This is a genomic window from Mesobacillus sp. S13, assembly GCF_020422885.1.
GTDB classification, from domain to species: Bacteria; Bacillota; Bacilli; order Bacillales; family Cytobacillaceae; genus Mesobacillus; species Mesobacillus selenatarsenatis_A.
In genome coordinates, this window is record NZ_CP084622.1 from 2,825,883 (window position 1) to 2,851,491 (window position 25,609).

The 25,609-nt window shown below is 40.0% G+C and carries 30 protein-coding genes; 11 read left to right on the top strand and 19 right to left on the bottom strand.

Translation table 11 applies throughout. From position 1 onward, the window contains the following. Positions 1-205 precede the first annotated feature (205 nt). Positions 206-637, bottom strand: coding sequence for a hypothetical protein (locus LGO15_RS14405; RefSeq protein ID WP_167832492.1), 432 nt, complete (start codon positions 635-637; stop codon positions 206-208). Positions 638-818: 181 nt separating this feature from the next. Between LGO15_RS14405 and LGO15_RS14410 the strand changes: the two genes are divergently transcribed. Then, complete coding sequence (locus LGO15_RS14410; protein ID WP_167832491.1) at positions 819-974, top strand: hypothetical protein; 156 nt, start codon at positions 819-821, stop codon at positions 972-974. Between the two features lie 70 nt (positions 975-1,044). Here the strand turns inward: LGO15_RS14410 and LGO15_RS14415 are convergent, their stop codons facing one another. Next, positions 1,045-1,287, bottom strand: coding sequence for a hypothetical protein (locus LGO15_RS14415; protein ID WP_167832490.1), 243 nt, complete (start codon positions 1,285-1,287; stop codon positions 1,045-1,047). Between the two features lie 269 nt (positions 1,288-1,556). Further along, positions 1,557-1,745: a hypothetical protein gene (locus tag LGO15_RS14420; RefSeq protein WP_167832489.1), complete on the bottom strand. Its 189-nt coding sequence runs from the start codon at positions 1,743-1,745 to the stop codon at positions 1,557-1,559. Positions 1,746-2,027: 282 nt separating this feature from the next. Between LGO15_RS14420 and LGO15_RS14425 the strand changes: the two genes are divergently transcribed. After that, a complete protein-coding gene (locus LGO15_RS14425) occupies positions 2,028-2,276 on the top strand; it encodes a hypothetical protein (RefSeq protein ID WP_167832488.1) in 249 nt (82 codons plus the stop codon). Between the two features lie 236 nt (positions 2,277-2,512). Here LGO15_RS14425 and LGO15_RS14430 read toward each other — a convergent pair whose 3' ends face one another. From LGO15_RS14430 to LGO15_RS14445, 4 genes are all read right to left on the bottom strand, one after another. Continuing rightward, positions 2,513-3,445 carry a c-type cytochrome gene (locus LGO15_RS14430; protein ID WP_226085132.1) on the bottom strand — a complete coding sequence of 311 codons (933 nt, stop codon included), beginning with the start codon at positions 3,443-3,445 and terminating at the stop codon, positions 2,513-2,515. Between the two features lie 143 nt (positions 3,446-3,588). Beyond that, entirely contained in the window at positions 3,589-4,017 is a 429-nt protein-coding gene (locus tag LGO15_RS14435) for a ferritin-like domain-containing protein (protein WP_167832486.1), read from the bottom strand. A 64-nt stretch (positions 4,018-4,081) separates the two neighbouring features. Further along, on the bottom strand, positions 4,082-4,672 hold the full coding sequence (locus LGO15_RS14440) for a class I SAM-dependent methyltransferase (protein WP_226087896.1): 591 nt from the start codon (positions 4,670-4,672) through the stop codon (positions 4,082-4,084). Positions 4,673-4,824: 152 nt separating this feature from the next. Further along, entirely contained in the window at positions 4,825-5,958 is a 1,134-nt protein-coding gene (locus tag LGO15_RS14445; protein ID WP_226085133.1) for a zinc-dependent alcohol dehydrogenase, read from the bottom strand. A 146-nt stretch (positions 5,959-6,104) separates the two neighbouring features. Here LGO15_RS14445 and LGO15_RS14450 point away from each other — a divergent pair, with 146 nt between their 5' ends. Both LGO15_RS14450 and LGO15_RS14455 read left to right on the top strand, forming a co-directional pair. Further along, the gene (locus LGO15_RS14450; RefSeq protein WP_226085134.1) at positions 6,105-6,305 is read left to right on the top strand and encodes a hypothetical protein; all 201 of its coding nucleotides are present in this window, start codon (positions 6,105-6,107) and stop codon (positions 6,303-6,305) included. A 3-nt stretch (positions 6,306-6,308) separates the two neighbouring features. Beyond that, a complete protein-coding gene (locus tag LGO15_RS14455; RefSeq protein ID WP_167832482.1) occupies positions 6,309-6,560 on the top strand; it encodes a sigma-G-dependent sporulation-specific acid-soluble spore protein CsgA in 252 nt (83 codons plus the stop codon). Positions 6,561-6,691: 131 nt separating this feature from the next. Here LGO15_RS14455 and LGO15_RS14460 read toward each other — a convergent pair whose 3' ends face one another. Both LGO15_RS14460 and LGO15_RS14465 read right to left on the bottom strand, forming a co-directional pair. Then, the gene (locus LGO15_RS14460; protein WP_264163712.1) at positions 6,692-7,552 is read right to left on the bottom strand and encodes a YihY/virulence factor BrkB family protein; all 861 of its coding nucleotides are present in this window, start codon (positions 7,550-7,552) and stop codon (positions 6,692-6,694) included. A gap of 339 nt (positions 7,553-7,891) precedes the next feature. Then, positions 7,892-8,647: a TraR/DksA C4-type zinc finger protein gene (locus LGO15_RS14465; RefSeq protein WP_167832481.1), complete on the bottom strand. Its 756-nt coding sequence runs from the start codon at positions 8,645-8,647 to the stop codon at positions 7,892-7,894. A 152-nt stretch (positions 8,648-8,799) separates the two neighbouring features. Here LGO15_RS14465 and LGO15_RS14470 point away from each other — a divergent pair, with 152 nt between their 5' ends. Further along, positions 8,800-9,579: a hypothetical protein gene (locus tag LGO15_RS14470; RefSeq protein ID WP_226085135.1), complete on the top strand. Its 780-nt coding sequence runs from the start codon at positions 8,800-8,802 to the stop codon at positions 9,577-9,579. A gap of 88 nt (positions 9,580-9,667) precedes the next feature. Here the strand turns inward: LGO15_RS14470 and LGO15_RS14475 are convergent, their stop codons facing one another. From LGO15_RS14475 to LGO15_RS14485, 3 genes are all read right to left on the bottom strand, one after another. Continuing rightward, on the bottom strand, positions 9,668-10,477 hold the full coding sequence (locus LGO15_RS14475; protein ID WP_226085136.1) for a 3D domain-containing protein: 810 nt from the start codon (positions 10,475-10,477) through the stop codon (positions 9,668-9,670). Between the two features lie 365 nt (positions 10,478-10,842). Further along, the gene (gene fdhF, locus LGO15_RS14480) at positions 10,843-12,948 is read right to left on the bottom strand and encodes a formate dehydrogenase subunit alpha (protein WP_318999786.1); all 2,106 of its coding nucleotides are present in this window, start codon (positions 12,946-12,948) and stop codon (positions 10,843-10,845) included. A gap of 153 nt (positions 12,949-13,101) precedes the next feature. Further along, positions 13,102-15,261, bottom strand: a complete 2,160-nt coding sequence (locus tag LGO15_RS14485) for a PAS domain S-box protein (protein ID WP_167832476.1) — start codon at positions 15,259-15,261, stop codon at positions 13,102-13,104. 339 nt (positions 15,262-15,600) lie between these two features. Between LGO15_RS14485 and yhfH the strand changes: the two genes are divergently transcribed. After that, entirely contained in the window at positions 15,601-15,732 is a 132-nt protein-coding gene (gene yhfH / locus LGO15_RS14490) for a protein YhfH (protein ID WP_167832475.1), read from the top strand. 417 nt (positions 15,733-16,149) lie between these two features. Here yhfH and LGO15_RS14495 read toward each other — a convergent pair whose 3' ends face one another. Beyond that, a complete protein-coding gene (locus LGO15_RS14495) occupies positions 16,150-16,389 on the bottom strand; it encodes a hypothetical protein (RefSeq protein WP_226085138.1) in 240 nt (79 codons plus the stop codon). Between the two features lie 197 nt (positions 16,390-16,586). Between LGO15_RS14495 and LGO15_RS14500 the strand changes: the two genes are divergently transcribed. The 3 genes from LGO15_RS14500 (at position 16,587) to LGO15_RS14510 (ending at position 18,425) form a co-directional block, all read left to right on the top strand. Next, positions 16,587-16,757: a hypothetical protein gene (locus LGO15_RS14500; RefSeq protein WP_167832473.1), complete on the top strand. Its 171-nt coding sequence runs from the start codon at positions 16,587-16,589 to the stop codon at positions 16,755-16,757. Between the two features lie 79 nt (positions 16,758-16,836). After that, entirely contained in the window at positions 16,837-17,085 is a 249-nt protein-coding gene (locus LGO15_RS14505; protein ID WP_167832472.1) for a transcriptional regulator SplA domain-containing protein, read from the top strand. Between the two features lie 302 nt (positions 17,086-17,387). After that, positions 17,388-18,425 carry a class I SAM-dependent methyltransferase gene (locus tag LGO15_RS14510; protein ID WP_413231403.1) on the top strand — a complete coding sequence of 346 codons (1,038 nt, stop codon included), beginning with the start codon at positions 17,388-17,390 and terminating at the stop codon, positions 18,423-18,425. Between the two features lie 31 nt (positions 18,426-18,456). Here the strand turns inward: LGO15_RS14510 and LGO15_RS14515 are convergent, their stop codons facing one another. From LGO15_RS14515 to LGO15_RS14530, 4 genes are all read right to left on the bottom strand, one after another. Then, positions 18,457-18,615: a hypothetical protein gene (locus LGO15_RS14515; protein WP_167832457.1), complete on the bottom strand. Its 159-nt coding sequence runs from the start codon at positions 18,613-18,615 to the stop codon at positions 18,457-18,459. A 20-nt stretch (positions 18,616-18,635) separates the two neighbouring features. Continuing rightward, positions 18,636-18,839, bottom strand: a complete 204-nt coding sequence (locus LGO15_RS14520; RefSeq protein WP_226085140.1) for a YozQ family protein — start codon at positions 18,837-18,839, stop codon at positions 18,636-18,638. A 150-nt stretch (positions 18,840-18,989) separates the two neighbouring features. Then, on the bottom strand, positions 18,990-19,178 hold the full coding sequence (locus tag LGO15_RS14525; protein WP_226085141.1) for a hypothetical protein: 189 nt from the start codon (positions 19,176-19,178) through the stop codon (positions 18,990-18,992). Between the two features lie 130 nt (positions 19,179-19,308). Then, entirely contained in the window at positions 19,309-20,487 is a 1,179-nt protein-coding gene (locus LGO15_RS14530) for an MFS transporter (protein ID WP_167832470.1), read from the bottom strand. A 203-nt stretch (positions 20,488-20,690) separates the two neighbouring features. On the opposite strand from LGO15_RS14530, the gene LGO15_RS14535 reads away from it, so the two are divergent. Then, positions 20,691-20,861, top strand: a complete 171-nt coding sequence (locus LGO15_RS14535; protein WP_102263141.1) for a XapX domain-containing protein — start codon at positions 20,691-20,693, stop codon at positions 20,859-20,861. 170 nt (positions 20,862-21,031) lie between these two features. On the opposite strand, the gene LGO15_RS14540 is transcribed toward LGO15_RS14535, so the two are convergent. Both LGO15_RS14540 and LGO15_RS14545 read right to left on the bottom strand, forming a co-directional pair. Next, positions 21,032-21,856: a formate/nitrite transporter family protein gene (locus LGO15_RS14540; RefSeq protein ID WP_226085142.1), complete on the bottom strand. Its 825-nt coding sequence runs from the start codon at positions 21,854-21,856 to the stop codon at positions 21,032-21,034. Between the two features lie 377 nt (positions 21,857-22,233). Then, entirely contained in the window at positions 22,234-24,162 is a 1,929-nt protein-coding gene (locus tag LGO15_RS14545) for an endonuclease MutS2 (RefSeq protein ID WP_226085143.1), read from the bottom strand. 770 nt (positions 24,163-24,932) lie between these two features. On the opposite strand from LGO15_RS14545, the gene LGO15_RS14550 reads away from it, so the two are divergent. Continuing rightward, positions 24,933-25,595, top strand: a complete 663-nt coding sequence (locus LGO15_RS14550; protein ID WP_318999842.1) for a Crp/Fnr family transcriptional regulator — start codon at positions 24,933-24,935, stop codon at positions 25,593-25,595. Positions 25,596-25,609: the final 14 nt, after the last annotated feature.

The window sequence follows — 25,609 nt, forward strand, 5'->3', positions numbered from 1 at the left end:
ATAGATGACTTTAACCACATTCAAGAGAGTTTTTGAAAAAGGCTTTGAAACTGAACCGACAAGTTATTATAGATTTCTCCTATAAAAATAATTTTTCTCCTTCAGGAATTGGCCTGAATTTGTGTGTCATTCACTTTTTTTTCCTGTGATGATTTGATAAAAAAACAAAAGCCCTACCGATTAAGGTAAGGCTTTGTGATTACTCCTATAAAAAGCGGCAGGCATCATCTCCAGCTTCATCTGAGGAAAGGATATACAACGACTTTCCATTCATTGATTTTTCCTTCATAAAACCAAAACTCTCTAGTTCATCGTAATCTCCCACAACGACGATTGCTGAAGCAAATAGCAATGCCTGCAGATGGAAAAGAGAAACATCAATCACTTCAGTTAGTGAATCTCTACATTCGAGTCTCTCCAGGACAGCAATCCTGCCACGGATTCCGAGGCTTTCAAAAGCATATCCAATCCCGTCTGCAAAGATATCGGAAATGACCGATGCAGAACCGATGATATCATTCCAATTCTCATCAAAAACATAAGCATGCCAGGAAGATTGTTCCTTATCCAATAGAAATTCAATTTTTAGAAATTGCTGGTCATGATCGAATTGATAAACCGATTTCACTCTATACACGCTTCCCTCCATTAGTAAAGTAGAGATAGTTTCCCACTTTAAGCAAAAGTTAATGAATAGGTTTTGCATGAATTAAAACCGTTAGTAAATACTTACAAAGATGTTTCCCGAGGCATGAATTTTTTCTTTTGAGGGAAGAAGTAATATACAAAATACTACACAGTTGCAGGAGGATGAGAAAATGGATCAAAAACAGAAGAACTCTAAAGATTTCAATGAGGAAAATGAAAAACACAGTATGGTATGCAATGACCAGTTATTTTTCCAGGAATTAAGAATTGCTGCTGAAGAGGCGGAAAGAGACCGCATCGATAAAGACCAAGAAAAAGCGAAATAAAAAAGAGAAAGGCAAAATCGCCTTTCTCTTCCTATTGCAGTTAGTAACACAAGCATTTACGCAAAGTTCTTTAACTAATGAATCGGTCTCTTTCCGCTGCATCTTCCTCCCGCTGGGCTTCCCGTTCCTCGTACCAAAATTTAATATGGGTTAAGATTGAGAAAACAAGGAAAAAGTTCATAGACCAGACACTTACAAACGGGGCCATCCCTCCGAATTCAATCGTCTCATACTGTTTTAAAACCATCACAATATATGACTCAATGAACACAAGGACAAAGCCGGCTACACCTGCAATTGCCATTCGCATCATAATCAATAACCACCTTATCGTATTATCAGATTATTTAAATAATACGACTTATTATCGATTAGCGCAACTGTTTTGTTCACTAATTCGCCATAATTGCACATTGACAATTTGACATAGTGCTTTTTACCCACAAACCAAATGCAAGCTTGCTTACTTTCCCCAGTGAATTAGAGCATGATCTAAACTCTATTCCAAAATACCAGTGAAAAAATCACCGAAAAATGATATTAGAAAATTGCCCATACATATTTTGGATTCAAGGGAAGACCTTATCTATTTAATCTTTTTTGCTTTTGCATGATTTCAAACGATTTTTCGATAATATCTGTCAAAACATCGCCTTTATATATTCTGCCGATTTTTGTATTTTCCTGATAATATTCGACAATCTCATCAAGCTTATCAGATGTTTCCTTGGACACTCTTACATTCAATTGAATTCTCTGGGCTTCATTCATGGAATTGATTTCCCTCCAAATCCGGCTGCTTCTAAACAAAAATATAATTCATCACACTGCTAGCAGTTTGATATTATGTAGATACATGTCGCTAACCAACGAACTTTATTTTAACATAATCTATCATCTTACAACACTATCTCGTATTAAATACCGGTTTCCCTTTCTTCTTTTAGGGTATTGGATATGGAGAATGGATTAATCTTTTTTATTCGACAATGCAAGAAATAGAGGCGTCAAATATTGCCCCCCTATTAACTTCGAAAGACATGGAGACATTCTATGAGACTTACAAATTGGTCGTACACAAAGAGATATAATATCAAAGGTCAATTTGATATTTTCCCTAACTCGGTTGTGATATTCCGTCAAATCAAGGATTACTACTTTGTCTATACCGTTAATTGGTCATTGAGTGATCCGGTTGTCTCGCAATCTGATTTGCAGGAAATGGAAAGGTTGCTGAATTCAGAACTAGGCACCCTTGAAAGCTACTTCCAGAGGAAATTCTTCGGTAACGATTCCGAATGATTTAAATTATTTAAAATTAACCATTTACATTTAAGTTCATTTCCCTTAAGACTGAGGAGATTTTCTACAGTCATCCCTGTATCAAAAAAAGATTGGATCATGCTATGTACATTGGTCAGCATTGTTCTCAAAAGTGCCTATGTCTCACATAAGCTAGGTTACCTGGCTCTTTAAAATGTGGGAATTATAAAATGGACCAGCACCTGTAAATTTACAGGTGCTGGTTCTTTCGTTCATTAATTTTTTATCGTGAGCATTGCTTCCCAATCAATTGTACCGTTTTTAACTTGCTCACGTTTTTCCTTATTCATGATATCTGCCGGCCTTCCGCCTTTAGGCCAGTCACCTTCATGGCCTTCGAATTCAGGTCGATCATGGGAAAGAATATAGGCCGCCAAATCGATCGCTTGCTGGTCAGTTAACGTTCCACCCTGTCCTTTGGGCATATTCTTCTGAACGTAACCTGCCATTTTTGTCAGTCTTGACATTCCTGCCCCGTCATTGAATGAATTTTCTCCCCAAACTGCTGGTCCTGTATTCGTTCCAGTACCAGAACCATCAGCAGCATGACAGCTAGCACATGATTGTGCGTATAGCTTTTCACCATCTTCAACACTTGGAACGGGGTATTGCTTAGGTTCTTTAGGCGCCCTCCAAGGAAGGTCCGCACCAGCCGGTACACCTTCTGACATGTATTGCAGGTAAGCGATCATTGCACGCATTTCCTTGCTGTCAGTAGGGAACATTTTTCCATTCATGCTGCGGATCATACATCCATTGATTCGGTCTTCAAGAGTGTAAACCTCGCCTTCACGCGGCCTGTAATCAGGATAGACTGCAGAAAGTCCAACCATCGGTGCTTCTTCTTTCACCGTGCCTCCATTCGCATGACAGCTGGCACAAGAAAGGTTATTGCCGACGTATTCGTCGGCTATAGTATTTGTTTCCATTACTAGCTCATGTCCATACTTAATGCTTTCACCAAGAGGACCATCAGGTACGTCCTCCATGCTTGGCGGGTTGAATTCAATTTCCTTGCTTGTACTCTCAGTTTTCTGCTGAGGCGTACTTGCTGATTCAGCTGGTCCAAGGTCCTGGCTAATTTTCCAGCCAACAAATAATGATCCAACGATTAAAAATCCAATGATAATTGCGAGACTATTTTTCATCTTTTTTCCTCCTTATGTAGAAATAGGCTAATCACTTTCTCTATACCCATTCTAGTATAGGTAACACCGTTGTTTTCACATAAAATATGTAGAAATAGTGAAAACTATAAAAATAGAAAAAAGGAGCTGGATTTCTCCAACTCCTACTTTTCTTTACCAATATAATAGAGGAACCACACAGCGTGGTTTTGTTCATCAAAGGCTGCACGCCTGAACACTTCTTTTATGACTGGGTCAGTAGCGTCATCTGCTATTTCGTGATAAAAATCAGTCGTTTTTTGCTCATCCTTGAAAGATGCTTCTAGTCCTTGCCTATACGTTTCACTGCATTTTTCGGTCATCTGCAGCTGTGGCTGCTTCCCTGTTAATGTTGTATAGATTTGTGTAAATTGACGCAAGTGCCTTTTCTCATCATCAAGTATTTCTTTGATTTGGTCCCTCTGTTCTGCATCAGGAGCAAGCCCAGCTAGCTTTTCATAGCATCTTGTTGCGCTGTATTCACCATTAATAGCTTTTATCAGGTCACTGATTAGCTTTTGGTTCTGTCTGTAATGGTCATAATAAGGATACATGTCAAACCTCCCCAAACTATTTTTATTAGTCTATGGAGAGGATAAAAAGGTGTGCCTGGTCGGCTTATTCTGGATTCACTCCCTCGTATTCAACAAAAATACCCTTAAGATACTTCTTTTCTTTCACCACCTCGATACCAGATCCCTTCATATAGCTCCCTGTATCCCTGTTTAAATGGCACCCATCACACAGCCTTTTCCACGCAGGAGTAAGGACATCCTGGAGGAAAGCAAGCGATTTCGAATCCGTTCGTACATGCTCAAAAAGGACGATTTTCCCGCCTTTTTTACACACTCTTCTCACTTCCTTAAATACCTTATCCGGTTCGCTTACAGAACATAGGACAAGTGTGGCTACAACAATATCAAACTCCCCATCCTTAAATGGAAGGGTTTCTGCACTCCCCTGATGGAATTCGACAGGCAGTTCAAATTCTTTCGCCCTGCCTTTTGCCTGTTTAAGCATATCGGGATTTGGCTCCAACGAAACTAGCCTCTCCACCTTTTCCTTTGAATAATAAGGGAAATTCGCTCCTGTTCCTGCGCCAATTTCCAGTATAGTTCCCTCTAATCCAGAAACTATTTTTTTACGGACACTCGCAATCCATTTCTTCTCGAGAGGTCCCATAAGTTGATCATAAAAAGAAGCAAACATTTTTCCCAATATCCTTACTCCTAACTATCCCTTTTTCTCCATTATAATAAAGAAGGTCCTGGAAAAGACATTGCTAATCCAAGACCTCACTATTGTTCCAAGGTTTATCAATTACCCTTCTTGTTGTTATTGGATGTTCACTCCAAAGTACTTTAAGGCTTTAAAACTACCTTGATACAGTCGTCTTTTCGCTCATTGAACATCTCATATCCTTTTGCTGCATCCTCTAGCGGAATCTTATGGGTGATAATATCAGTCGGGTCAAATTCCCCGTTCGTGACCATATCGAACAGTTTCGGCATGTAGTGAATTACAGGAGCCTGTCCCATTTTCATCGTGACATTGCGTTCGAAGAATCTTCCAAGCGGGAACATATTGTATCGTAATCCATAAACACCCGTTATTTGAAGAGTTCCAAATTTCCTTACTGCAGTATGGGCAATCTCAAGGGCGGAGAGTGTTCCTCCCTGAAGCTTCAATTTTTGTTCTACCTTTTCCACTACAGACTTCTTTCCATCCATTCCTACACAATCAATCACGACATCGGCTCCGCCGTCTGTCAAGTTCTGCAGGAATTTTCCTGGATCATCCTCCTGTGTAAAATCAAAGATCTCAACATTGTTCGTTTTTTTTGCATGCATAAGCCTGTAGTCGAGGTGGTCGACAGCGATGACTCGTTTTGCCCCTTTCATCCAGGCGAATTTCTGAGTCATCAATCCAATCGGCCCGCTGCCGAGCACAATTACCGTATCACCTTTTTTTACACCTGCATGCTCTACACTCCACCATGCCGTAGGGATGACATCAGAGAGAAACAGGAGCGACTCATCTTCTAGTTCACATGATTCAGGAACGACAAAAGATGTAAAATCAGCGTAGGGCACTTTTAGGTATTCTGCCTGTCCACCCGGATGGTTACCATATTGCTCTGTATAACCAAAATATCCCCCCGTATCCTTGTAATCATTGGTATTGTCACACTGGCTTTCCATCTGGTTCTGGCAATAAAAACACTCACCACAAGAAACGTTGAAAGGAATGACCACTCGATCTCCTTTTTTCACCTTTTTCACTTCAGGACCCACTTCTTCTACTATTCCCATCGGTTCATGTCCGATGATATAGCCTGGTCTTAATGGCATATTACCTTGATAAAGATGAAGGTCTGATCCGCAAATTGCCGTTGAAGTAATTTTCACAATCATATCTTGTTCATGTTCGATTTTTGGTGCTTCTACATTTTTAACTTGAACGTCCTTAGAACCTTGATAAGTAACTGCTTTCATTCATTCGCCACCCCATTTCTATTAAATACATTTTATGTTTCCCTGCAAGGAACAATAGAAAACAGTTATGGAAGATTTTCCAATAATTAGCTTTGCACATAAATTACTCTTTAATAAACCAACTTATAATATGGAGGTGTTACAAAATGGAGCCTAAAAAGCCCGGAAATAAAAGACTGCCTGATTTCAAGGAAATGACAGACAGAGTAATCGCAGAACCCGCAATAGGACCACAGCTGGTGATCAAAACAAATCTGGATCCAAGTGATGCAACCGAGGAAAATCCATATTTTAAAAATGATCAAATGACTGATTCTGAACAATTCAAAGAGTATTTCAAGGAGTAGACAATGGAAAAAACACAGGCTTATTTACGCGAAATCATATCCAACTATACAGAGACCTATCCACTTAGCAAAAAAATTTACAATCGATTAGAACAAGGCGATTACCCGTCTGAAGGTGACTTTGTCAAAGACCTAACCGCAGAAGAAATCGAATTTTTGAATAAAATTCTCCCTGATGCAATTGAATATGCCAGAAACGAAGTCGATGAAGAACGCGCACAGCAATTAAATGAAGTTTACGAATTACTCTATTGAACAGTTGAAAGAATACTTCCACCTTTTATCCGTTAAACGGATAAAAAAAACAGCAGAAAACTGCTGTTTTTTTCTATGGCTCTTTACACAATTGCTTCGTTTTATCTAAAATAGGTAATTTATCATCTAATTTAAGCATTGACTGATTCTGCATGCTCTTCAACTTGCTCTTCACCTGTCTTGTCCCTATGGTAAATAGCATTGATCTCACCACCAAGAACAAGAGCAAGCCCCGTCAAAAACAGCCAGAGCATCAAGACGATGACACCACCGATACTTCCATATGTGGCTGAATAGTTCCCGAAATTACTTACGTAAAAGGAAAATCCAAGAGAAATCAGCTGCCAGACAATTGTCGCGAATATAGCTCCTGGTATGACATGCTTGAAAGGATAATGTTTATTTGGTGCTAATCGATATAATCCTGCTAATACCGCAGACATTACGACAATCGCGATAATCCACCTTACAATGTTGAACACAATATCATATGGCTCTGGAATTTGGATGATCGATTCTACTGTATCCAGAATTACTTTACCAAAGACAGGCAAGAGGAGTGCAACGACAAACGCAAGGATTAGACCGAATGTCAGCATGATTGATATCAGTCTTGCCTTAATGAATGATCTCGTTTCCTCAACATCAAACGCAATATTCATCGCTCTAATGAAAGCGTTCATCCCATTGGATGCAGACCATATTGTCCCTATGATACCAAATGTAAGCAGACCGCCATTTCGTTCGCTTACTAATTTGACAACATTATCTCTTAATAATTCAGCTGACTGTGAAGGCAATAAAGAATTCACGACATTCATTGCTTTCTGGGGATCGATATTCAAATAAGGCACGATTGCAATCAATAGAATCAGTAATGGGAACAATGCCAGCATATAATAGTACGCCTGTTGGGCAGCAAGGCCTGTAGCACGGTCTTTTTTCAGTTCTACCATTAAACTCTTGCCATAATACTTAAGTTTATTTTTCAATTAAAATTCACCTCTCATAGACAATTCAGTATACTTGTCTTTTCCCTATCATGAGAGGTTTTAATCCTGACAAAATATCCAAAAGATGTTCAAGAACAATAAGCGCAAGCGCCTTGTCCAGCCCCGACAAGCGCTGGTGGGCCTGACAGGGAAGTCGTTCTTTGACTTCAGACAGGACCGAAGCGTCTCGAGGGGCTAGGCGCTGGAGCTGGATTAAGATACCCTATAAAGTAACCCACACAAAATACTTTTATAATTTCCTATACAATAAAAAAAGACCATTTCTGGCCTTTTTTTGTTCTTTTCGAGTTGCTTGCTCAACATCTATTTTCCAGTGAACTATTTATCGTCCTCTACATATGGGTCATGTTCATAAGCAGGCAGGTCGCCAAATGTTGTCATGATCCCCTCTTCATCCAGTTCGCTTTCGTATTTCTCGTGCTGCTTATTCGGATATACGGTCACTTCTTTGCCTGTTATATCGTTGCCAATGAAATTTTCAAAGTCTTCAACATATCCTACATTTTCTTCAGATTCAATATAGGTGTCATTATAGTGAGCCTGAGGCGTCATAAAATCAGATGGTGTTTCCGAAGTTCCCCAGCTTGAAACCTCTTGCCATGCATCTTCTGCATCATAGGCAACATTTTCATCCTTGTTATCCAAATCAAATTTTCCAAAAGGAGGCATTAGCACACCTTCTTCTATTGGCCGGTTGTGAGAAACGGTCCGATCCGGAGTATGTTCTACACAAAATGTTGTCTCTGGTACTGCCTGAAGTCGTTCATACGGAATCTCTCGCCCACAGGTCTCGCATCTGCCATATGTTCCTTTTTCAATGGCCTGGACAGCTTTCTCTATACTTTGGATTTGGTATTCAACATGATCATTCAGTGCGATATCTTTCTCCCGTTCATATAGCTCAGTTCCCTCATCACCTGGATGGTTATCGTAACTTGAAAGCTCGCCAGTTGACTCATGTGCATGGCCGCTTCTTAGGTCAAAATGGTCATTCCCGTCAAGATGGGACTCAAGATCTTGTTTGTTTTTGAGAAGCTCTGCCTTGAATGCCGACAGTTGCCCTTTTGTTAGCATAACAGCTGCTCCTTTCTGTAGTGCAGTTTTTATTAGCTTGCTGCATTCTGCTCCATTTAATAAAAGGTAATAAGTGTTATCTTTTGAGCAGGTACCACATTTTCAGTAGAAGTCATACTATATATGACAACTTACTTACAGGAGTGATGCCTATGCCTTTATTTGTAAATGGATTGATGTCACCACAGGTTTATAGCAACAATGGTGAAATCACTGAACAGAACAACCAGGAGAAGTTCCGTCTCAATTATTTACAAGAAATTCTAAATGAGCAGCAAAAGCTGAATGCTGAATTGACAGGTAACGTTACACAATTTGACCGTTCCCTGGAGCAAAACAGAAAAGAACAAACTACTCAATTTCAGAAAATGGTTTCCTTATTGGCAAAACAGGAGGACTTTTCAGAGAAAGTCATGGAAAATATCTCAGAACAAAAGGAATCCACAACTGTAATCGATGATAAACTGGTTAAACTCGAAAAAATGCACAACCAATTCTATAAGGAACTTGAGAATCGTGAACTGACAAGCGAGGCCATTTTAAACCAACTTGCCTATCAACAATCCATGATTCAGGAACTGAACCGTAAGCTTTTGGAATATGAAGATGTGACTGAAGCTTTAGTAATTCAGGCTCAGAAACAGGAAGAATTGCATGATATGCTTGCAAAACATTCAGATTTGCAAGGCATCTTCCATGAAACAATCATGGAGAGGCTCGGAAAACAGGATGCTGCAGGAGAATCAATGAACGAACAACTTTACGAAATTAAGACCTCTATTTCACAGAAAGCGAACATTATCCTTGAAAAAATCGAAGAACAATACTCCAGATTCACACAGTTTTTCTTAAGTCTTATCATGCCCAATATCACTCAAAAGAAAGTAATCAATGGAAAAACGTTTAAAACGAAAGCAAAACAGGAAAAATAAAAAAACTACACCTCCAATTGTTAAGTATGTCTAACAATTGGGGTGCAGTTTAAATTTCCATTTGCAATTTATATTTTCAAAGAGTCTTTTAGTCCAAAATCGTCACTTTCACTTGTTTTCTTCCCCACTGAAGTGCTCCACTTTGAGTTGGGATAAAGACATCGATTCGATTTCCTTTAATAGCTCCGCCAATGTCTTCAGCTGTAGCATAGCCATAGCCTTCAACATATACTTTAGATCCTAAAGGAATGACAGTCGGATCAACGGCAATTACTTTTGCATCAGGGTTAGCTTTCAAATTCACACCTGTCTTGGTGATTCCTGAGCACCCCGTGCAATTTGCTGTGTAAGCCGTAGCTTCAACAGTAATTTGGTTTGATGACGCTGCAGGCTTTGTTGCAGCAGGTTTTGCTTTTACCTGGCTTGCCGGTGCGGCTGCAGTTGTAGCTGCAGTTGTATTTGTAGCTGCAGTTGTATTTGTAGCTGCCGGTGTTGCAGCAGGCTTCGCATCGTTCGTTTTCTCAACCTTCATTTCAGCTGGCATATTTGTATAAACAGCCAGGCTCATTCCTGGATGGATAAGGTCAGATGATAATTTATTCCAATCTTTAAGATCATTTACTGTAACACCATAAGCCTTTGCAATACTCCAAAGCGTATCACCTTTTCTGACTTGTGCATATTTAATAGGTGAAACTTCTAGTAAGTCGTTTGGATGAATGATATCACTCTTTAAGTTATTCCATTTTTTAAGTGAATCTACTGTTACGTCGTATTCCTTAGAAATACCCCAAAGTGTATCCCCCTTATGTACGACGATTTCCTCTGCCTGTGCTTGTGTTCCGGCAGCTCCAGAAATTGCCGCTGCTGCAACCAAAGATAATAATGACTTTTTCATTTGTTTGCCTCCCATCGGCTAATTTTTATCACGTGAATTATCGTAACATAGAATTTCGGTACAAAAAGAACAAGCATATTTAAATTGGATTACGAGAATAACAGAATTATAACGAGAACATGTCATATTAACTGAATATTCAGTTAAAATAAAACTTTCGTAGGAATAATTTCTAGTTAGTTTGAAAATTATTCTATTGTTTTCTTGAAAAACCATATTTTTCTTATATACTTCGAGTTCATAAATTAAAAGAAGTTGTTTTTCATGACTATAAACTTACCCATAAATTATGATCGGACTGAGTGTTTCTCTGAACATTAAAAAAGCTAAAATCCTTCATAAAGGATTTTAGCTTTTTACCTTTCCTATACGATTGTTTCAATCTTTACGGCACATGCCTTAAATTCTGCAGTACCTGAAATTGGATCATACTCATTCAGTGTTAGTACATTCGTCGGTACCTCGGACCAGTGGAAACTCATGAAAACAAGACCTGGCACAACCTGCTCCGTTATTTTCGCCTTAACTTCAAGAGTACCGCGACGTGAACTTACTTTTACGAGATCTCCATCATTTATACCTAGTCGGGTCGCATCTTCCGGATGGACATCCAGGGTTTCTTCAGTTTGCTTGATTTTCACCCCTGCTGCATAATGCCTGGTTTGGGTATGAGTATTATATGACTCATACCTCCTTCCAGTCGTCAGGGTGAAAGGGTATTGTTCATCCGGCTGTTCTAATGGCGGCGTAAAATCGACTGGCACAAAACTAGATCGCTTCTCATTTTCTTTTTCGGCGTGGAATCTTTCATGAAGTACTTTCGTGCCTGGATGATTCTCATCTGGGCATGGATAATGAATTCCATACTCTTTTTCAAGGCGTGCGTATGAGATGCCCCCGTACATCTCCCAGGCAAGTGCTCTTACTTCATTCCAAATCTCTTCACTAGAACTATATTCCATATGATAGCCCATTCTAGTCGATAGTTCACACAATATCTCCCAATCTTCTTTCACACTAGGCTGGGCAGCAACCGCCGTGCGTACACGCTGAACCCTCCTGTCTGTATTGGTGTATGTCCCGTCAACTTCGCCCCATGACTTGGCAGGCAGCACAACATCTGCCATCTCGGCTGTCTCTGTCATGAAAATATCCTGGACGATAAGTAAATCAAGCTTTTCTAATATGCTTCTCGTATGGTTCATATGAACATCTGCTACTAGCGGATTTTCCCCTATGCAATACAAGGCCTTAATATCACCCGATTCAATTTTATCGAAAGTCCTTGTCTGGGTATCACCAACTTTTTTGCTGATTTCCATATTCCATGCTTTCTCGAAACGTGTACGGTATTCGTCATGCAGTAAGCTGACTGCACCTGTAAGCTGGTTCGGCAAGCATCCCATGTCTCCGGCACCCTGGACATTATTCTGTCCTCTTAAAGGCATGATGCCCGCCCCTCTTTTGCCAATTTGGCCAGTAAGCAGAGCAAGATTGGCGATATCGAATACATTGTTCACTCCACAGTGATGTTCCGTAATACCAAGTGTGTAGGCGATCATAGCCTTGTTGGAATTTGCATACAGACGGGCAATTTCCACGATATCTCCTGCCGCCAAACCAGTGATTTCCGCTGAATATTCTGGTGTATAGCGCTCGACCTTCGACTGTAAAATATCAAAATCCTCAGTATGTCTGCCGATGAATCCCTGGTCATACAGCTTTTCTTTTATGATAATTCGAATCATTGCGTTAATCAGTGCAATATCTGTCCCCACATTAATTTGCAAGTGTTTATGAGCGGACTTGACCATGTCAATTTTTCTTGGGTCTATAACAATGATCTTAAGACCGCCCTTGGCAGCCTTTTTCATTCTATTTCCTATAATGGGATGTGCTTCGGTTGTGTTTGACCCCATAAGCAAAAGCACTTCTGCCTCATCTATATCTTCCAATGTATTAGTCGGGAAACCGCTTCCAAAAACAGTCGCCAGACCGGCGACACTTGGAGCGTGTCAGGTTCGGTTACAACCATCAATATTATTACTACCGATAGCAGTCCTCATGAACTTTTGTGTAATATAATTTGATTCATTGGTAGTACGTGCGCATGCAAACATTGAAATGGAGTCCGGTCCGAAATCGGTTTTAATACCAGTTAATCGACTTGAAATGTAGTTATAAGCTTCTTCCCATGTAGCCTTTACCAACTCTCCTGCTTTCCTGATCATCGGTGTGTTCAATCTTTTCTGAGCATGGACATATTGATAGCCAAAGGCACCCTTTACACAGGTCTGCCCTTTATTTACAGGTGCCTCCTTGTCTCCCCTGATTTTCACTATCCTGTTATCTTCTACATCCAATATTAAACCGCAGCCTGTTCCACAATAACCACAGACCGTCTTGACCTGGCTAATCGATGACATAGCTTCCCCTCCGGTATATATTTTTAATAAATCCCTTAATTTCATAGTAGTCTAAATTTTCATTGGGATGTAAGAAAATTATCAAAATTTTTGTCATATTTGCAACATTTTATCGACAAAAATTGATACCAAAGTGAAGATGGAAAAAAGCAATACAAAAAAGGCAGGATCTCTCCTGCCTCATTTTATTTATTTACATTATGCAGTTTTTGCCGGCAGCATTATTCTAAAAGTAGTTCCTTTGTTTTGCTCGCTTTCAATATAGACCTTACCATTGTGGCTTTCGATAATCTTGAAGCTGACCATCAGGCCGAGTCCATTTCCATTTTTCTTGGTTGTATAAAACGGTTCACCAATTTTCTTTAGTGTTTCCGGCGGAATTCCAACACCTGTATCTTTGATGGAAATTATGACATTGTCAGCTTGTATTTCGGTTCTGACTGTTAAATCACCGCCATCGGGCATTGCTTCAATTCCATTTTTAATGAAATTCAAGAATACTTGCTTCAGACGGTTTTCATCACACTCAATCTGGATGATTTCCTCAGTAACATCAAAATCCAGTTTGACATTTCTTTTCCTAGCTTCGAATTTTAACATTGATACTACATTTTGGACAATCGGAATGATATTTTGCTCCTCAAGCTCGACAGCCTTTGGCTTGGCAAGAACCATGAATTCCTCGACAATATTATTGACTCTATCAATTTCGTCAAGAATGATTTCAATAAACTCCTGGCGTTGTGGCTCTGTTTCATCGAGCTGCAGGAATTCAGCATATCCTTTCATCGATGTCAGCGGGTTTCTGATTTCATGGGCAACACCAGCAGCCAGCTGTCCGACAGCCGCAAGCTTATCCTGGCGGTGCAGCATTTCTTCTGACTTTTTCTTCTCCGTGATATCGTTTCGTATTGCAAGGTACTGATACGGCTTGCCATTTTCATTCAGAAAAGGAACAATCGTGGTTGCCACCCAGTAAAACGAACCATCCTTCGCCCTATTCCGGATATCCCCTTTCCAAACCTGGCCAGTACCAATGGTTTTCCAAAGATTCTTAAAGAACTCCTTTGAATGCAAGCCAGAATTCAAAATGCTATGGTCATTACCAATCAATTCTTCCCTGCTGTATTTTGAGATTTCACAGAACTTATCATTCACACTTTTGATAATCCCCTTCTCATCGGTAAAAGCCACGATGGAGGATTGATCAAGAGCAAAATTAATATCACTGACTTCTTTCAGTGTTTCTTTCAGGCTCGCCTCAGCCTGCTTCCTTAGCGTAATATCAGAACGAATCGAGACATATTGATATGGCCTTCCTTTACTATTCAAAAAGGGAACAATTGTCGTATCGACCCAATAATAAGAACCATCCTTCTTCTTATTACGGATCTCCCCCTTCCAAACCTCACCGGAGCCAATCGTTTTCCACATTTCCTTGAAAAATTCCTTTGTATGAAGACCAGAATTCAGTATCGAGTGATTCTGACCTAAAAGTTCACCCTCACTGTAACCTGAGATTTCAATGAACTTTTCATTAACATAAGTAATGTTGCCTCTAGGGTCAGTTATTGCAACGATCGCTGAAGAGTTTAGAGCATCGGTTATATCTTTCAAGTTCGTATCAGTAACTGCCAGCCTTTTGCTGATTAATGCACTTGAACCGATCAACCCAGCAAGGATGAGTACAGAAATAAAAACAATTAGATAGCTGATCAACGACTCTGGGATTCCGGTCTGTTCAACGATACCGTTCTTCATATTAATTGAAGAGGCTCTTGTGAGAAGAAAATGACCTTCAGCAATAGCAGCTGTTACGAAAAGAGCACTTAGCGGTTTAATCCACCCATGGTCTCCTTGAGCGAAACCCTTCGAAAAAAACAACATCCAAAAGGAAAAGTAAAATGACACGAATACAAGTATAAGAGCAATCAGTAAAATCGATGGTTCATAACTGAAATCGAACCTCATTGAGTACATCCCCAGGATATGGACTACAAGGACTGCCAGCATCATGAACAGGCTGCCAGCGATTAAATTGTTCTTTTTCACTGTCTTGCCCGTCAGAGTATAAAAGGCCATCGCCGTAAAAGAAATAACAAGGATAATCGATAATACGGTGATTGGAATTCGATATGAAACAGTGCCATTGATATTCATGGCAAGCATACCAAAGAAGTTCATAACCCAAATCCCAATACCAAGTGAAAATGTCCCACCCAGAAACAGGAATCTCTTATTACGGTCTGAAGACTTAATAAGACTAAACAAATCAAGAGCTGTATATGATGACATCACTGTCAGTAAAATAGCTGCAAGCAATAGTATTGGATTGAAGGATAATTCCGGATTATCCATTTAGGCATCATTCCCCATTTAAAGTTTCATTTCGATTGTATGTTAAAACGGAAAAGAATAAAAGGGGTTATTAAATATAATGTAATAAATTTGTCACTTTTATCTATTGACTTCAAAGGAATATGGTAATTATTAGGTCTTTAAAACAGTTGATTTCGAACATGAAAAACACTCCTTCCTTGCCTCTAAAAATTGATACCCCAAATAAACCATACGAACAAACACCTATTTTTAAATTTTTTCAAAAAAAGGCTACACAAATATTCTAATAATGTTTATACTGTACTATAACAGGTTAAATAAAATATAAATTGTACTATAAAAGGAGGAGTTTTAAAAATGATGAGTCCGGTAGAATTTTTTCGTAACTTGCCAAAAAAGGTGTGCCCTGAATGTGGTGAAGGAATGCAGGAGCAAGCAGAATCATATTTAATGGAATGTGATCGCTGCCTATCTAAAAAAGAAGAGTAAACTAAAAAGGCACCTTTCTTGTGAAAGGTGCCTTTACCAGTCTAGTCGTGAAATAAAATATCTTTACAAAAAAAGAAGCTCATATGCGAGCTTCTTTCTTAACATCTTAGGAGACCCAACCAGCATCAGCCCAAAACTTTTTTTGGAACTATTGAGTTGTATGATCCTCTTACTATAGCCGATGTGTGCTTGTTCCGCATAAAAGGTGCCATTTTAAAAGGGTTCACTTTTATATTGACCACCTTTACAAACACATTTTTCGGTATAATCACCGAGAGACTCATTATTCACTTTAGTGTTAGCCGTTTTTTCTTCAATTGTGTCATGCATCCCAACTAGCCACTCGCTCTGAATGGAAGCTGCTTTAAGGAACGATGATCCTAATGTCTGTATCACCTGAACTTTGTTGACTTCCTTTTAAATCGGTACCTTCCAAGTATCAATTAATTCCCTTGATACTCTTTTGGTTAGAAGCTTCATTCCAGCGTACAAGTCTTTAGTAGGCTGAACGTCTGCTTTTTCCCTTTTGAATAGTTCCAATGGAAGAACAACATGATCCTGGTTAACTTTCGAATAGGTATTGATCCCTGCAGCTGGTGATGCTGACTTTTTGAAGATGAACTTGCAACACTTTAGGAATAACCAATTTTCGTTCACTACGGAACGAACACATTTGGTTGAGCCTCCTAAGATGTTAATTACTTTCTTCTACACTTTTATTATACCACCACAGCAGGATGTAAACCCTTACATTTGTGACGAATTAGTGTCTTTCCCAATATTTTCGGGGTAAATAAATAGGCCGTATATCCTTTATCTCAATACAAAAACTAGTCTTATCAGGGGGTGAAATCATGGAAGCTGAAAAAGATAATTTGAAAAGAGAAAAGGATTCACTCAGTTCAACATATACTCCAAATCAACGATATGTCCCCGGCGGATCAGTTGATGAGCATCGCGATTTGGAAGCAGGAAATATCATTCTAACGGGTGATGAAATAAAACAGCAAAATGAAAATTTATAGGGATTCTCTTCACTTACCATTAATGGCTATGAAATGCAAAAGTCTATACACTTAAACTCTGCGAAAAGGGGTATTCAAAATGGATCTAATCGACCCGAAAAACTTGAAGTTTGGTGATGAAGTATTCGTCATTTACCGTAACCCGCATGTACCTTCTGTATCAAACATAAAAGCTGGCGAAATTGTCCAGCACCCGAAAGACCCTAATGCGTTCGCTCTCTTCCTGAATGAGACGCTGCATGTACTTGAAGATGATGATGCTCTCTTTGCCACACAAGATGCCGCTGAAAAAGCTTATTCTGAAGCAACGGATCATTATCATTCTTAGGTGTTGCTTATATTTTTAAATAGTTACGCAAGCCAATTCTTTGTAGGAGGGATGAAGATGAGGGTTATAAAAGCATCTTCTAAGCTCGTCATTGGCTCTGCACTCGAAGGAGGATTTGTGTATTTAAAGAAAGGCACCCTGACCCCCCAAAAAGTGATACGACGCGGAAAGCTTTAAATGAGCAAATCCTCTTGTAAAAGCACATCCATTATTGGGTGTGCTTTTTTTGTAATTTTCAGCTAATATAAAGGATTTTTTTCACTTTGACTCGAATTAAGTTAGCAATAAAAGAATTTGGGGTGATGTGTTTGCTTCAATTAGGGATCGAACCTGACATTCGACCAAATGAAACCCGCTTGCAGCCTTCGTACAGAATGGACCTCAGGAATTTCTCCGAAAAGGAATACAATAAGTTTGTGAAATTGAATACCGTCAATGATTGGAGCCAGTTGCGCTGGAAAGATACAGGAAGACCATATGAGGTTACTTCCTTTGCGCAGGAAAAAAAGGATTGGGAAGAGCAACATCAACAAACTTTGCCAGCTAACGTATCATGGCAATTGTTCAATAAATCCTTCCACGAGTGGTTCGTCAAGGATGTTCCTGCTGAAATGGACATTTCGAAACGAAATTTCATGAAAAGCCTGAGAAATTTCAAACTCGCTGAAACAAAGTCTGCACTAGGGGAAATGATCAGAATTCATCTGTGGAATTACGCCCACCGGATTGAGGACGGAATCTGGGACCCAAGGGGCAAACGCGCTTTGTTTGAAGGATTGGATTTAATTAAACCAAGAATCCTTTTCCTCGGAGCTGCTGAAGGTTATGAAGCAATGCAGCTAAGTGCCATGTATCCTGGCGGCGACATCGTGTTTGTGGATTATGACCCTTTTTGTAAGGAAACAAGGTTCAAGGATTTTCCAGACACCTATCCCTTTTTGGGAAGCAATCCTTCAACAGGAGGAAATAAGGTCTATCATAAAAATGATTTTGAAACAGAATACATCGTTAAGGATATTCGCTACCTTCCTTTTGGCAATGAATTTGACATCGTCCTAAGTGTCGGATTGCTTGAGCACTTTCCAGATGCTTTAAAAAGTGAAGTCGTAGATTGGCATAAGAAGTTCCTAAAAACTGGCGGCTATATCATCATGACAACACCGAGAGCTCAGTTAAAATCCAAGCTGTATTATGAGATCATGGCCGATGTCATGAATCATACATACCGGGAACTGATGACCGTCGAGCAAATGGGACTCTATTTATACGAAAACGGATTGGATATCCTGAAGCATGGTTATATCAAGGTCCATAACGGGATTGTAGCCCGACCCAGATAAAAACAGGCCCTTTTAAAAGGGCCTGCAAATTTCACAGATCCGATCTCTTGATCGGTTCTTCTTCATTATTTGTCTGATTGCCAGTACTTGAAGTATAGCCTACTCGATAGACAAAGTCCTTCTTTCGCTTTAATGCATCCGGCATTTTGTATTGATCCCGATTTCCCTGGAACTCACCTTTATTAGACACTTGGATCCCTCACTTCCTGCTTACTGATAACCCCTGTTGTTCAATTCATCTTCAGCACCGGACGAGCGCTCAATTTTCCCGCCGATTTGCCCTTCTACATAGCTGTCGCTAGCCTGCTCATGTGTCATAGCAAGCCCATTCGAAAGTTCGTCATTTTTTTGATAATCCGATGTATCATACATACGGCCTGCAAGTTCGTTATTTTTACCCTTATTCTCTCTCATTAAAAAGACCCTCCTTTCGTACTTCAGTTATTTTTTGAAATAAACACTTAAACCATACTTAAGTTTTATATACTATTGAAAGAAATAACAAAACCTGCCCTTCCATATTGGAGGACAGGCTTTTGGTAATACTTTATGAAAAAGGCTCTGTTAAACTAGGCTGTTGATTTTCGTTCCAGGCGCTTCGCTTTCCGCGGGGAAGAATAATGTAAAATCCCAAAGTCCGGATTTTTCATAAACCAATTCTTCCTTGCAGTCGGCAAGCCTCCTCGGCGCTTTATGCGCCTGCGGGGTTTCCCCATGACTTGCTAATCCCGCAGGACATTGATTGTGCTCCATCGAACCTGCCCACGCACGATGGAAATGCGTTAGCATTTTCGGAGGAGTCTACGCGCCTTCCACTTCAATCAACAGGGCTATAAAACAACATTGCTTCAATAGAGCCATGAAAAAAGTTGACTGAAAGATCTTAGTTTGTCGCAATCTGTTTTGAATGACTTCTTTTTTCATCCTTTATTAACCATACTGTCAGCAAAACTCCCATTAAGGTCAGTGAAGCAAAAAATAGGTAAACTCCATAAATGCTGAATTCCTCAAAAACGATGCCGCCGAAGAACGTGAAAAACCAATTTCCCAGACCGTTACCGATTGCAGAATATATCGTCACTGCTGTAGCCGTAATATGCAGTGGAGTAATATCACGGATATACTGCAAACCTGCAGGAATGAACAACCCAAGTGAAAATCCCTGTATGACAGCTGATGCATAGACAAGGGAAAGTGATGGCTCTGTGAAATAAAAAATCCACCTTACTAATGAAACAATCGCTGCAATCAAGGCGACCTGCAGCAGCCCTATTCTACGAATCCAGCTTCCAGCAACCCTCATGAAGGGAATCTCCGATAACACCGCAATAAGAAAGGCAATCCCAATCCCTGTATAAGTACCTCCCCTGTCTTCCACAAACAGGCTGAAGTAAAAGTTATTGGCTAAATTCGGGCCAAAAATCATGAATGTTACTCCTAGAAAAATAAGAAACTTCTTCATCTGTATTAATTCCTTCATGCCTGCGAATAATCCTGTTGGCCGGCCTGTAGGTTCCTTTGGCATTTTCATTGAAATGGCTGCCGATATCAATAAGGTCAGGAAGAAAGCATAGAAAATTACTTGAGGGTTCCACTCGGACAATCGGCCCATCGCAAAAACCGCCAATCCAAAACCAAGTGAACCAAACAATCGGACATTTCCATAATTGACTCCCGTTTTACTTGTGTACTTCAGGGAAATACTATCTGATAAGGGAATGATAGCACTTTGGAAAATCGCCAGAGTCGTTGCGATAATCATGAACGAAACAAAGCCATCGAAGAAAATATAACCCAGAGCGGCAACCCCTGTTACCAAGGTCGTTAAAGTAAGCAGCGCATTATGTGAATTTTTCATGTCTGCGAGCATTCCCCAAAAAGGCTGGAAGAAAATCATAATTACCGGACCAATCGACAGGATCAAGCCGATCTGATATCCATTCAAGTTTTCAACTTCACTTAGGTAGACACTTAATAAAGGAAATAAGCTGCCTATTCCAAAGAATACAAAGAGATAAAATCCTTGCAAAGTAAAGATATTGTGCTTAACGTGCTTGTCCATTTAAATCCTCCGTACACGAGTTATAGAGTTATATCTTACCACTATTTTACTATAAGAATAGATCATTTCGTTTTATGCAATATAAAGAATAAATAAAGCGTTTTCATTTTATCGTACTCATGTTAAAATAATGTTGCTAAGTGATCAGACGTCTGCTCACTATATCATTCATTAACCATCTTGCCATAAGAGGCGGTGAAAACATGAAAGAAATCATTTTAAGCTTAGTTGCCGGTTTAATCGTAGGGATTCTTTTTAAATTCCTGAAGCTACCTCTTCCAGCACCTCCAGTTCTAGCAGGAGTTCTCGGAATCGTGGGAGTTTATTTAGGTGGGGTTGTTGGAGAATGGATTTTAAATTCCTTTAAAGGTTGATAGGACCGCTTATGTAAATGGCTCTATAATCTCATTTAGGCATTTTTTACATACAATAACAGCCTGACTGGAGAGCAATTCACATATCAGATGCATCTGCATGAGTAGGTAAGTTTTGATTACATAAAAAAATCCACGGAAATCCGCGGATTTTTTTGTTCCATACTTTTTTATGCATTTTGACCATACACTGATTGAGCTGCTGTTTGATTCTCCTCGTTTGCAACCCCTTTTGCATTCAGGTATACATAAAGAGTACCGACAAAGAATCCACCACCTATTATATTTCCCAGTGTTACAGGCACCAGATTATACACGCTGCCGGCCAAGCTGATCGTTTCAGGATGCGGCACGAAAAGTGCGACCGAAAAGAGTACCATGTTTGCCACACTGTGCTCGAAGCCTGAGACCACAAATGCAAACACCAAAAGCATTGTGACTCCTATTTTTGCTCCATCTCCTTTTATACTGAATGGGACCCATACAGCAAGACAAACCAGCCAATTGCACAGTATGGCACGAAAGAATAGTTGATATGCCGGTGTGTTCATTTTCATACTCACGGTTTCCATCATATATTGAGATTTTTCCGGGGATATAAAGAGTCCTGATAGCATGATAAGAATTCCAAAGAATAATGCTCCTAATAAATTTCCTGAATAACATGCAATCCAGTTTTCAATGGTATCCTTCCAAGTCGTTTCCTTCTTCAAAGAACTGATCGTCAACATCATCGTATTGCTTGTGAACAATTCTCCCCCGCCATACAAAATCAAAACCAGTGCCAATCCGAAAAAAATCGAACTTGCGATAGGTGTTGCAGCTGAGTGAGCATCAGAAAAATATTCACCCAACCTGTAAGAGACTATAATGCCAAAGCCGATATATACACCAGCTAGCGCCGCACGCAAGAGGTACTTACTCTTTGATTCCAGGAGATATTTTTTCTTTTTTAACGCAGTGGTGATGGCTATTTCCATTGGCTTTTCGCTCATTGTTAAGACTCCTCTGTTTGTGAATAAAGTCACAATATTTACTGTTAGATTAATCTTAAACCTCAACAATGAGTTTGTTAATAGATAACCCCATGAACTGTTTATGTCCATTTTCGAAGCGTTTACATTCGCTTTATTAAGCGTTTTTTTAAAAGACTTGCATATCCCTAGATAATCCATAGGGGAAATCCCTCAAGAGATCACTTTGAATTTCGAGTAAGAGAGGGATCACCACAACCAACCAAAGGATTGACTAATTGTATACCCAGAAACGGGATTAAAACAAAAGGAGGCGACTTTGAAGTTAAATTTATCCAACCTTTTGAGTCAGCCCCTCCATGCACAACTAAAACTTGAACTAGATTCTATCGATTCTATCAAGTATCTTCTCGTATGATACTTTCTTCAACATGTTTTTTCTCCATCCTATTCAACAGCTTTCGATGTTCTTTGGACTCAAAGATAATACTGAAATCATAGTCCTCTGGATAGAGCTCTGAAGCAGGCAGATTCAGTTTAAGCCGTTTATAATTCACTTCGATCTTGCGCTCCCGGGTCTGGACTACATAATTCCCCTTACTGTCCGGGCCCTTGAAAATCACTCCCAATTCCCCTGTACTCAACACATGCACACTATCACCCATCTCAAACACTTTGACTGGCTTCTTCGAGACTTTGGATGACTTCTGTCTTTTGTGCCTGTTTGCTGTGATTTGTTGTTCTCTTTCTTTCAATGCAGCAGGGTCATCCTCAAATAAAGATGTGTAATCTTGCTCCGTTTTATAGGTTATATGATGGGCCCGTTCCAGCAATTTTGGATGTATGCCTAATTTCAGCGCAATCGCGAATGCCTGGCTTTCCCCGCCTTTCCCGATGCGCAGGCGGTACGTAGGCTTAAGTGTTTCCAAATTAAATTCCATTGAACCATTCATGAAATCCTCATGATGATCCGCGAAGTCTTTAATCTCGCTGTAATGAGTTGTGGCAAAAATAGTTGCCCCTTTATTGTTCAAGTTCTCAAGGATGGCTGTTGCGAGACCCATTCCTTCTCCTGGGTCGGTCCCTGAGCCCAGTTCATCAAGAAGGACAAGCGTCTTGTCATTGGCTTCCTTCAGGATTTCAATTATATTGATAACCCTTGAACTAAAAGTGCTCAGGTTTTGCTCAATGCTTTGACCGTCTCCAATATCGACCAGCACTTTATGAAAAATTCCCGCCGCACTCTCCTCCCCTACAGGCAAAAGCAATCCGCTTTGCGCCATTAATATCAGTAGTCCTGCCGTCTTAATTGATACGGTTTTACCACCTGTATTTGGTCCGGTTATGACAAGCGCATGATAGTCTGTTCCAATCTCAATATTTAATGGAACCGCTTTTTCTCCAAGAAGCGGATGGCGTGCTTCATTAAATACAATGACTGAGTCGTCATGGATATCAACTTTTTTCGCATCAATAGACCTGCAATATTTCGCTTTTGCAAACAGGCAATCATAATGAACCATTGTCTCTATGGCCATCCGGATTTCCTTCTCTTTTCCCTCTGCCAGACCAGTCAAGTGGAAGAGGACTTTTTCCAGTTCTGCCTGTTCTTCTAAAAAGAGCCACTCCATCTGATCCTGGAAATAGCCAATTTCCTCAGGCTCTACAAAAAGCGTGGAACCTGAGGCTGAAGTGTCAAGAACCGAACCTTTTACCTTCCCTCGATATTCCTTTTTCACAGGAACGACATACCTGCCGTTTCTTTGGCTGATGACAGCTTCTTGAAGGTATGGTTTTATTTTTGAGGATTTCAACAGCTGGTTTAGCTTCTCTTTCAAACGTTCTTCCTGGATGCCAATTTGTTTTCGAACTTTCAATAGTTCCTTTGAAGCGTAATCATCAATTCGGCCGTTCCTGATACACCTTTGTATCTCTGCAGCCAGTTCTGGAAGCTCCTCAATCCCAAAGACATAAGCAGATACTCTCGGAGCAGCAAACTCCTTATCCTTCATGAAACGGCGGATCTTATTGCAGGTTTCCAGGAAGGACAGCAGCAGCACCAGTTGTTCTGTCCGAAGCGGGACTCCTTTATTGAATCCTTTAAGAATCGTTTCCATCCCATCAAGACCATGGATTGGGACACTGGAACTAATATTCAGGATTTCAATTGCTTCATAAACTTCCTCTTGCCATGATTCAATCTGCTTCTGATTCGTCGACGGCTGTATTTCCCGTGTTTTCACACGGCCTGATTCTGTCAATGCAAAGCCAGCTATCTCTTCCTTGATTTTATCGTAACCAAGAACCGTATAAGTTTGTTCGTTCAATTTTTTTACCCCCTTAGAATATACGCTCTGTTAATTTCAGCTGTTGATTTTCGTTCCAGGCGCTTCGCTTTCCGCGGGCAGTCGGGAAGCCTCCTCGGCGCTTTAGGCGCCTGCGGGGTCTCCCCATGACTCGCTGATCCCGCAGGACATTGATTGGGCATCTTCGAACTGGCCCACGCACGAAGGAAATGCGGTAGCATTTTCGAGGAGTCTTCGCGCCTTCCACTACAATCAACAGGAGTTAAAAACAATATTATGCTTTAACAGAGCCAAAATATAAAAAAGCCGCTACGGAACAAGTCCACAGCGGCTTAAAGAATGCCTCGCAGTCAAAGCTGCAGGCAAACCTCTCCAAAAGAAAAAGCTGTGTACAAGGACACAGCTTATGCTCACGGATATCAAGCATGCTTTACTATGTTCATTGTTCTTAACATTCAATCCAGCGCATAATCAAATAAACCTATCTCAGGCCTATAAAAAATCCGGATTGACCGTATGAAATTAACGGTTAGTTAAGAACGACACCTAACATAAAACATACTCCCTAATAAATAAAAATTTTCCTTCTACTATAGATTACTTCCTTTACTCCCATTTAGTCAACCACATTTATCCAATTAAGATAAAAAACAACTTATCTAAAGAGATTGTTCACATTTTCTCTATTGACCTCTTGTTTATATTTCATTTTAAATTAGGTATAAACAATGAACGAAAAAGGTGGAGATTGTGTGGCCAGCCAAGAGAATCCAAATGACTTAACTTATGAGATGAGTGAATTAATAAGAGCAGCGGAAAGGATCGTCAAGATCAAGAAAGGAACTTTTTTATTCCGCGAGGGGCAGGAAGCCAAAGAAATGTATGTCATTCTGTCCGGCAAGGTACAAATCTCAAAAATGAACGCCGAGGGGAAAGAATTGTATTTAAGATTATGTAAACACAACGATATTGTAGGTGAGCTTACCCTTTTTACAGCCGGTCCACGATATTTATTCAATGCACGAGTGGTTGAAGATGGGGAAGCAGCAGCGGTTAATATCGAAAATCTGGAACAAACCTTGTTCAATAACAGCCAGCTCGCTTACCAATTTCTTAAGTGGATGAATGACCATATACGAAAAACGATCACTAAATTCCGCGACCTTGTGTTGAACGGAAAAAAAGGAGCTCTATATTCTACACTCATCAGGCTAAGCAATAGTTATGGCACGGAAAAGCAGGACGGCATCCACATCAATGTACCAATCACGAACCAGGATTTAGCAAACTACTGCGGTACCGCCAGAGAAAGCGTCAGTCGCATGCTCGGCGAACTGAGAGATCAAGGAATCATCTCCATACAAAAAAAAAGAATCATCATTCATAACCTGGACTACTTAAAAAAACAAATCGACTGTGAAAATTGTCCGATTGAGTATTGTAATATCGAATGAATACGAAAAAGGAA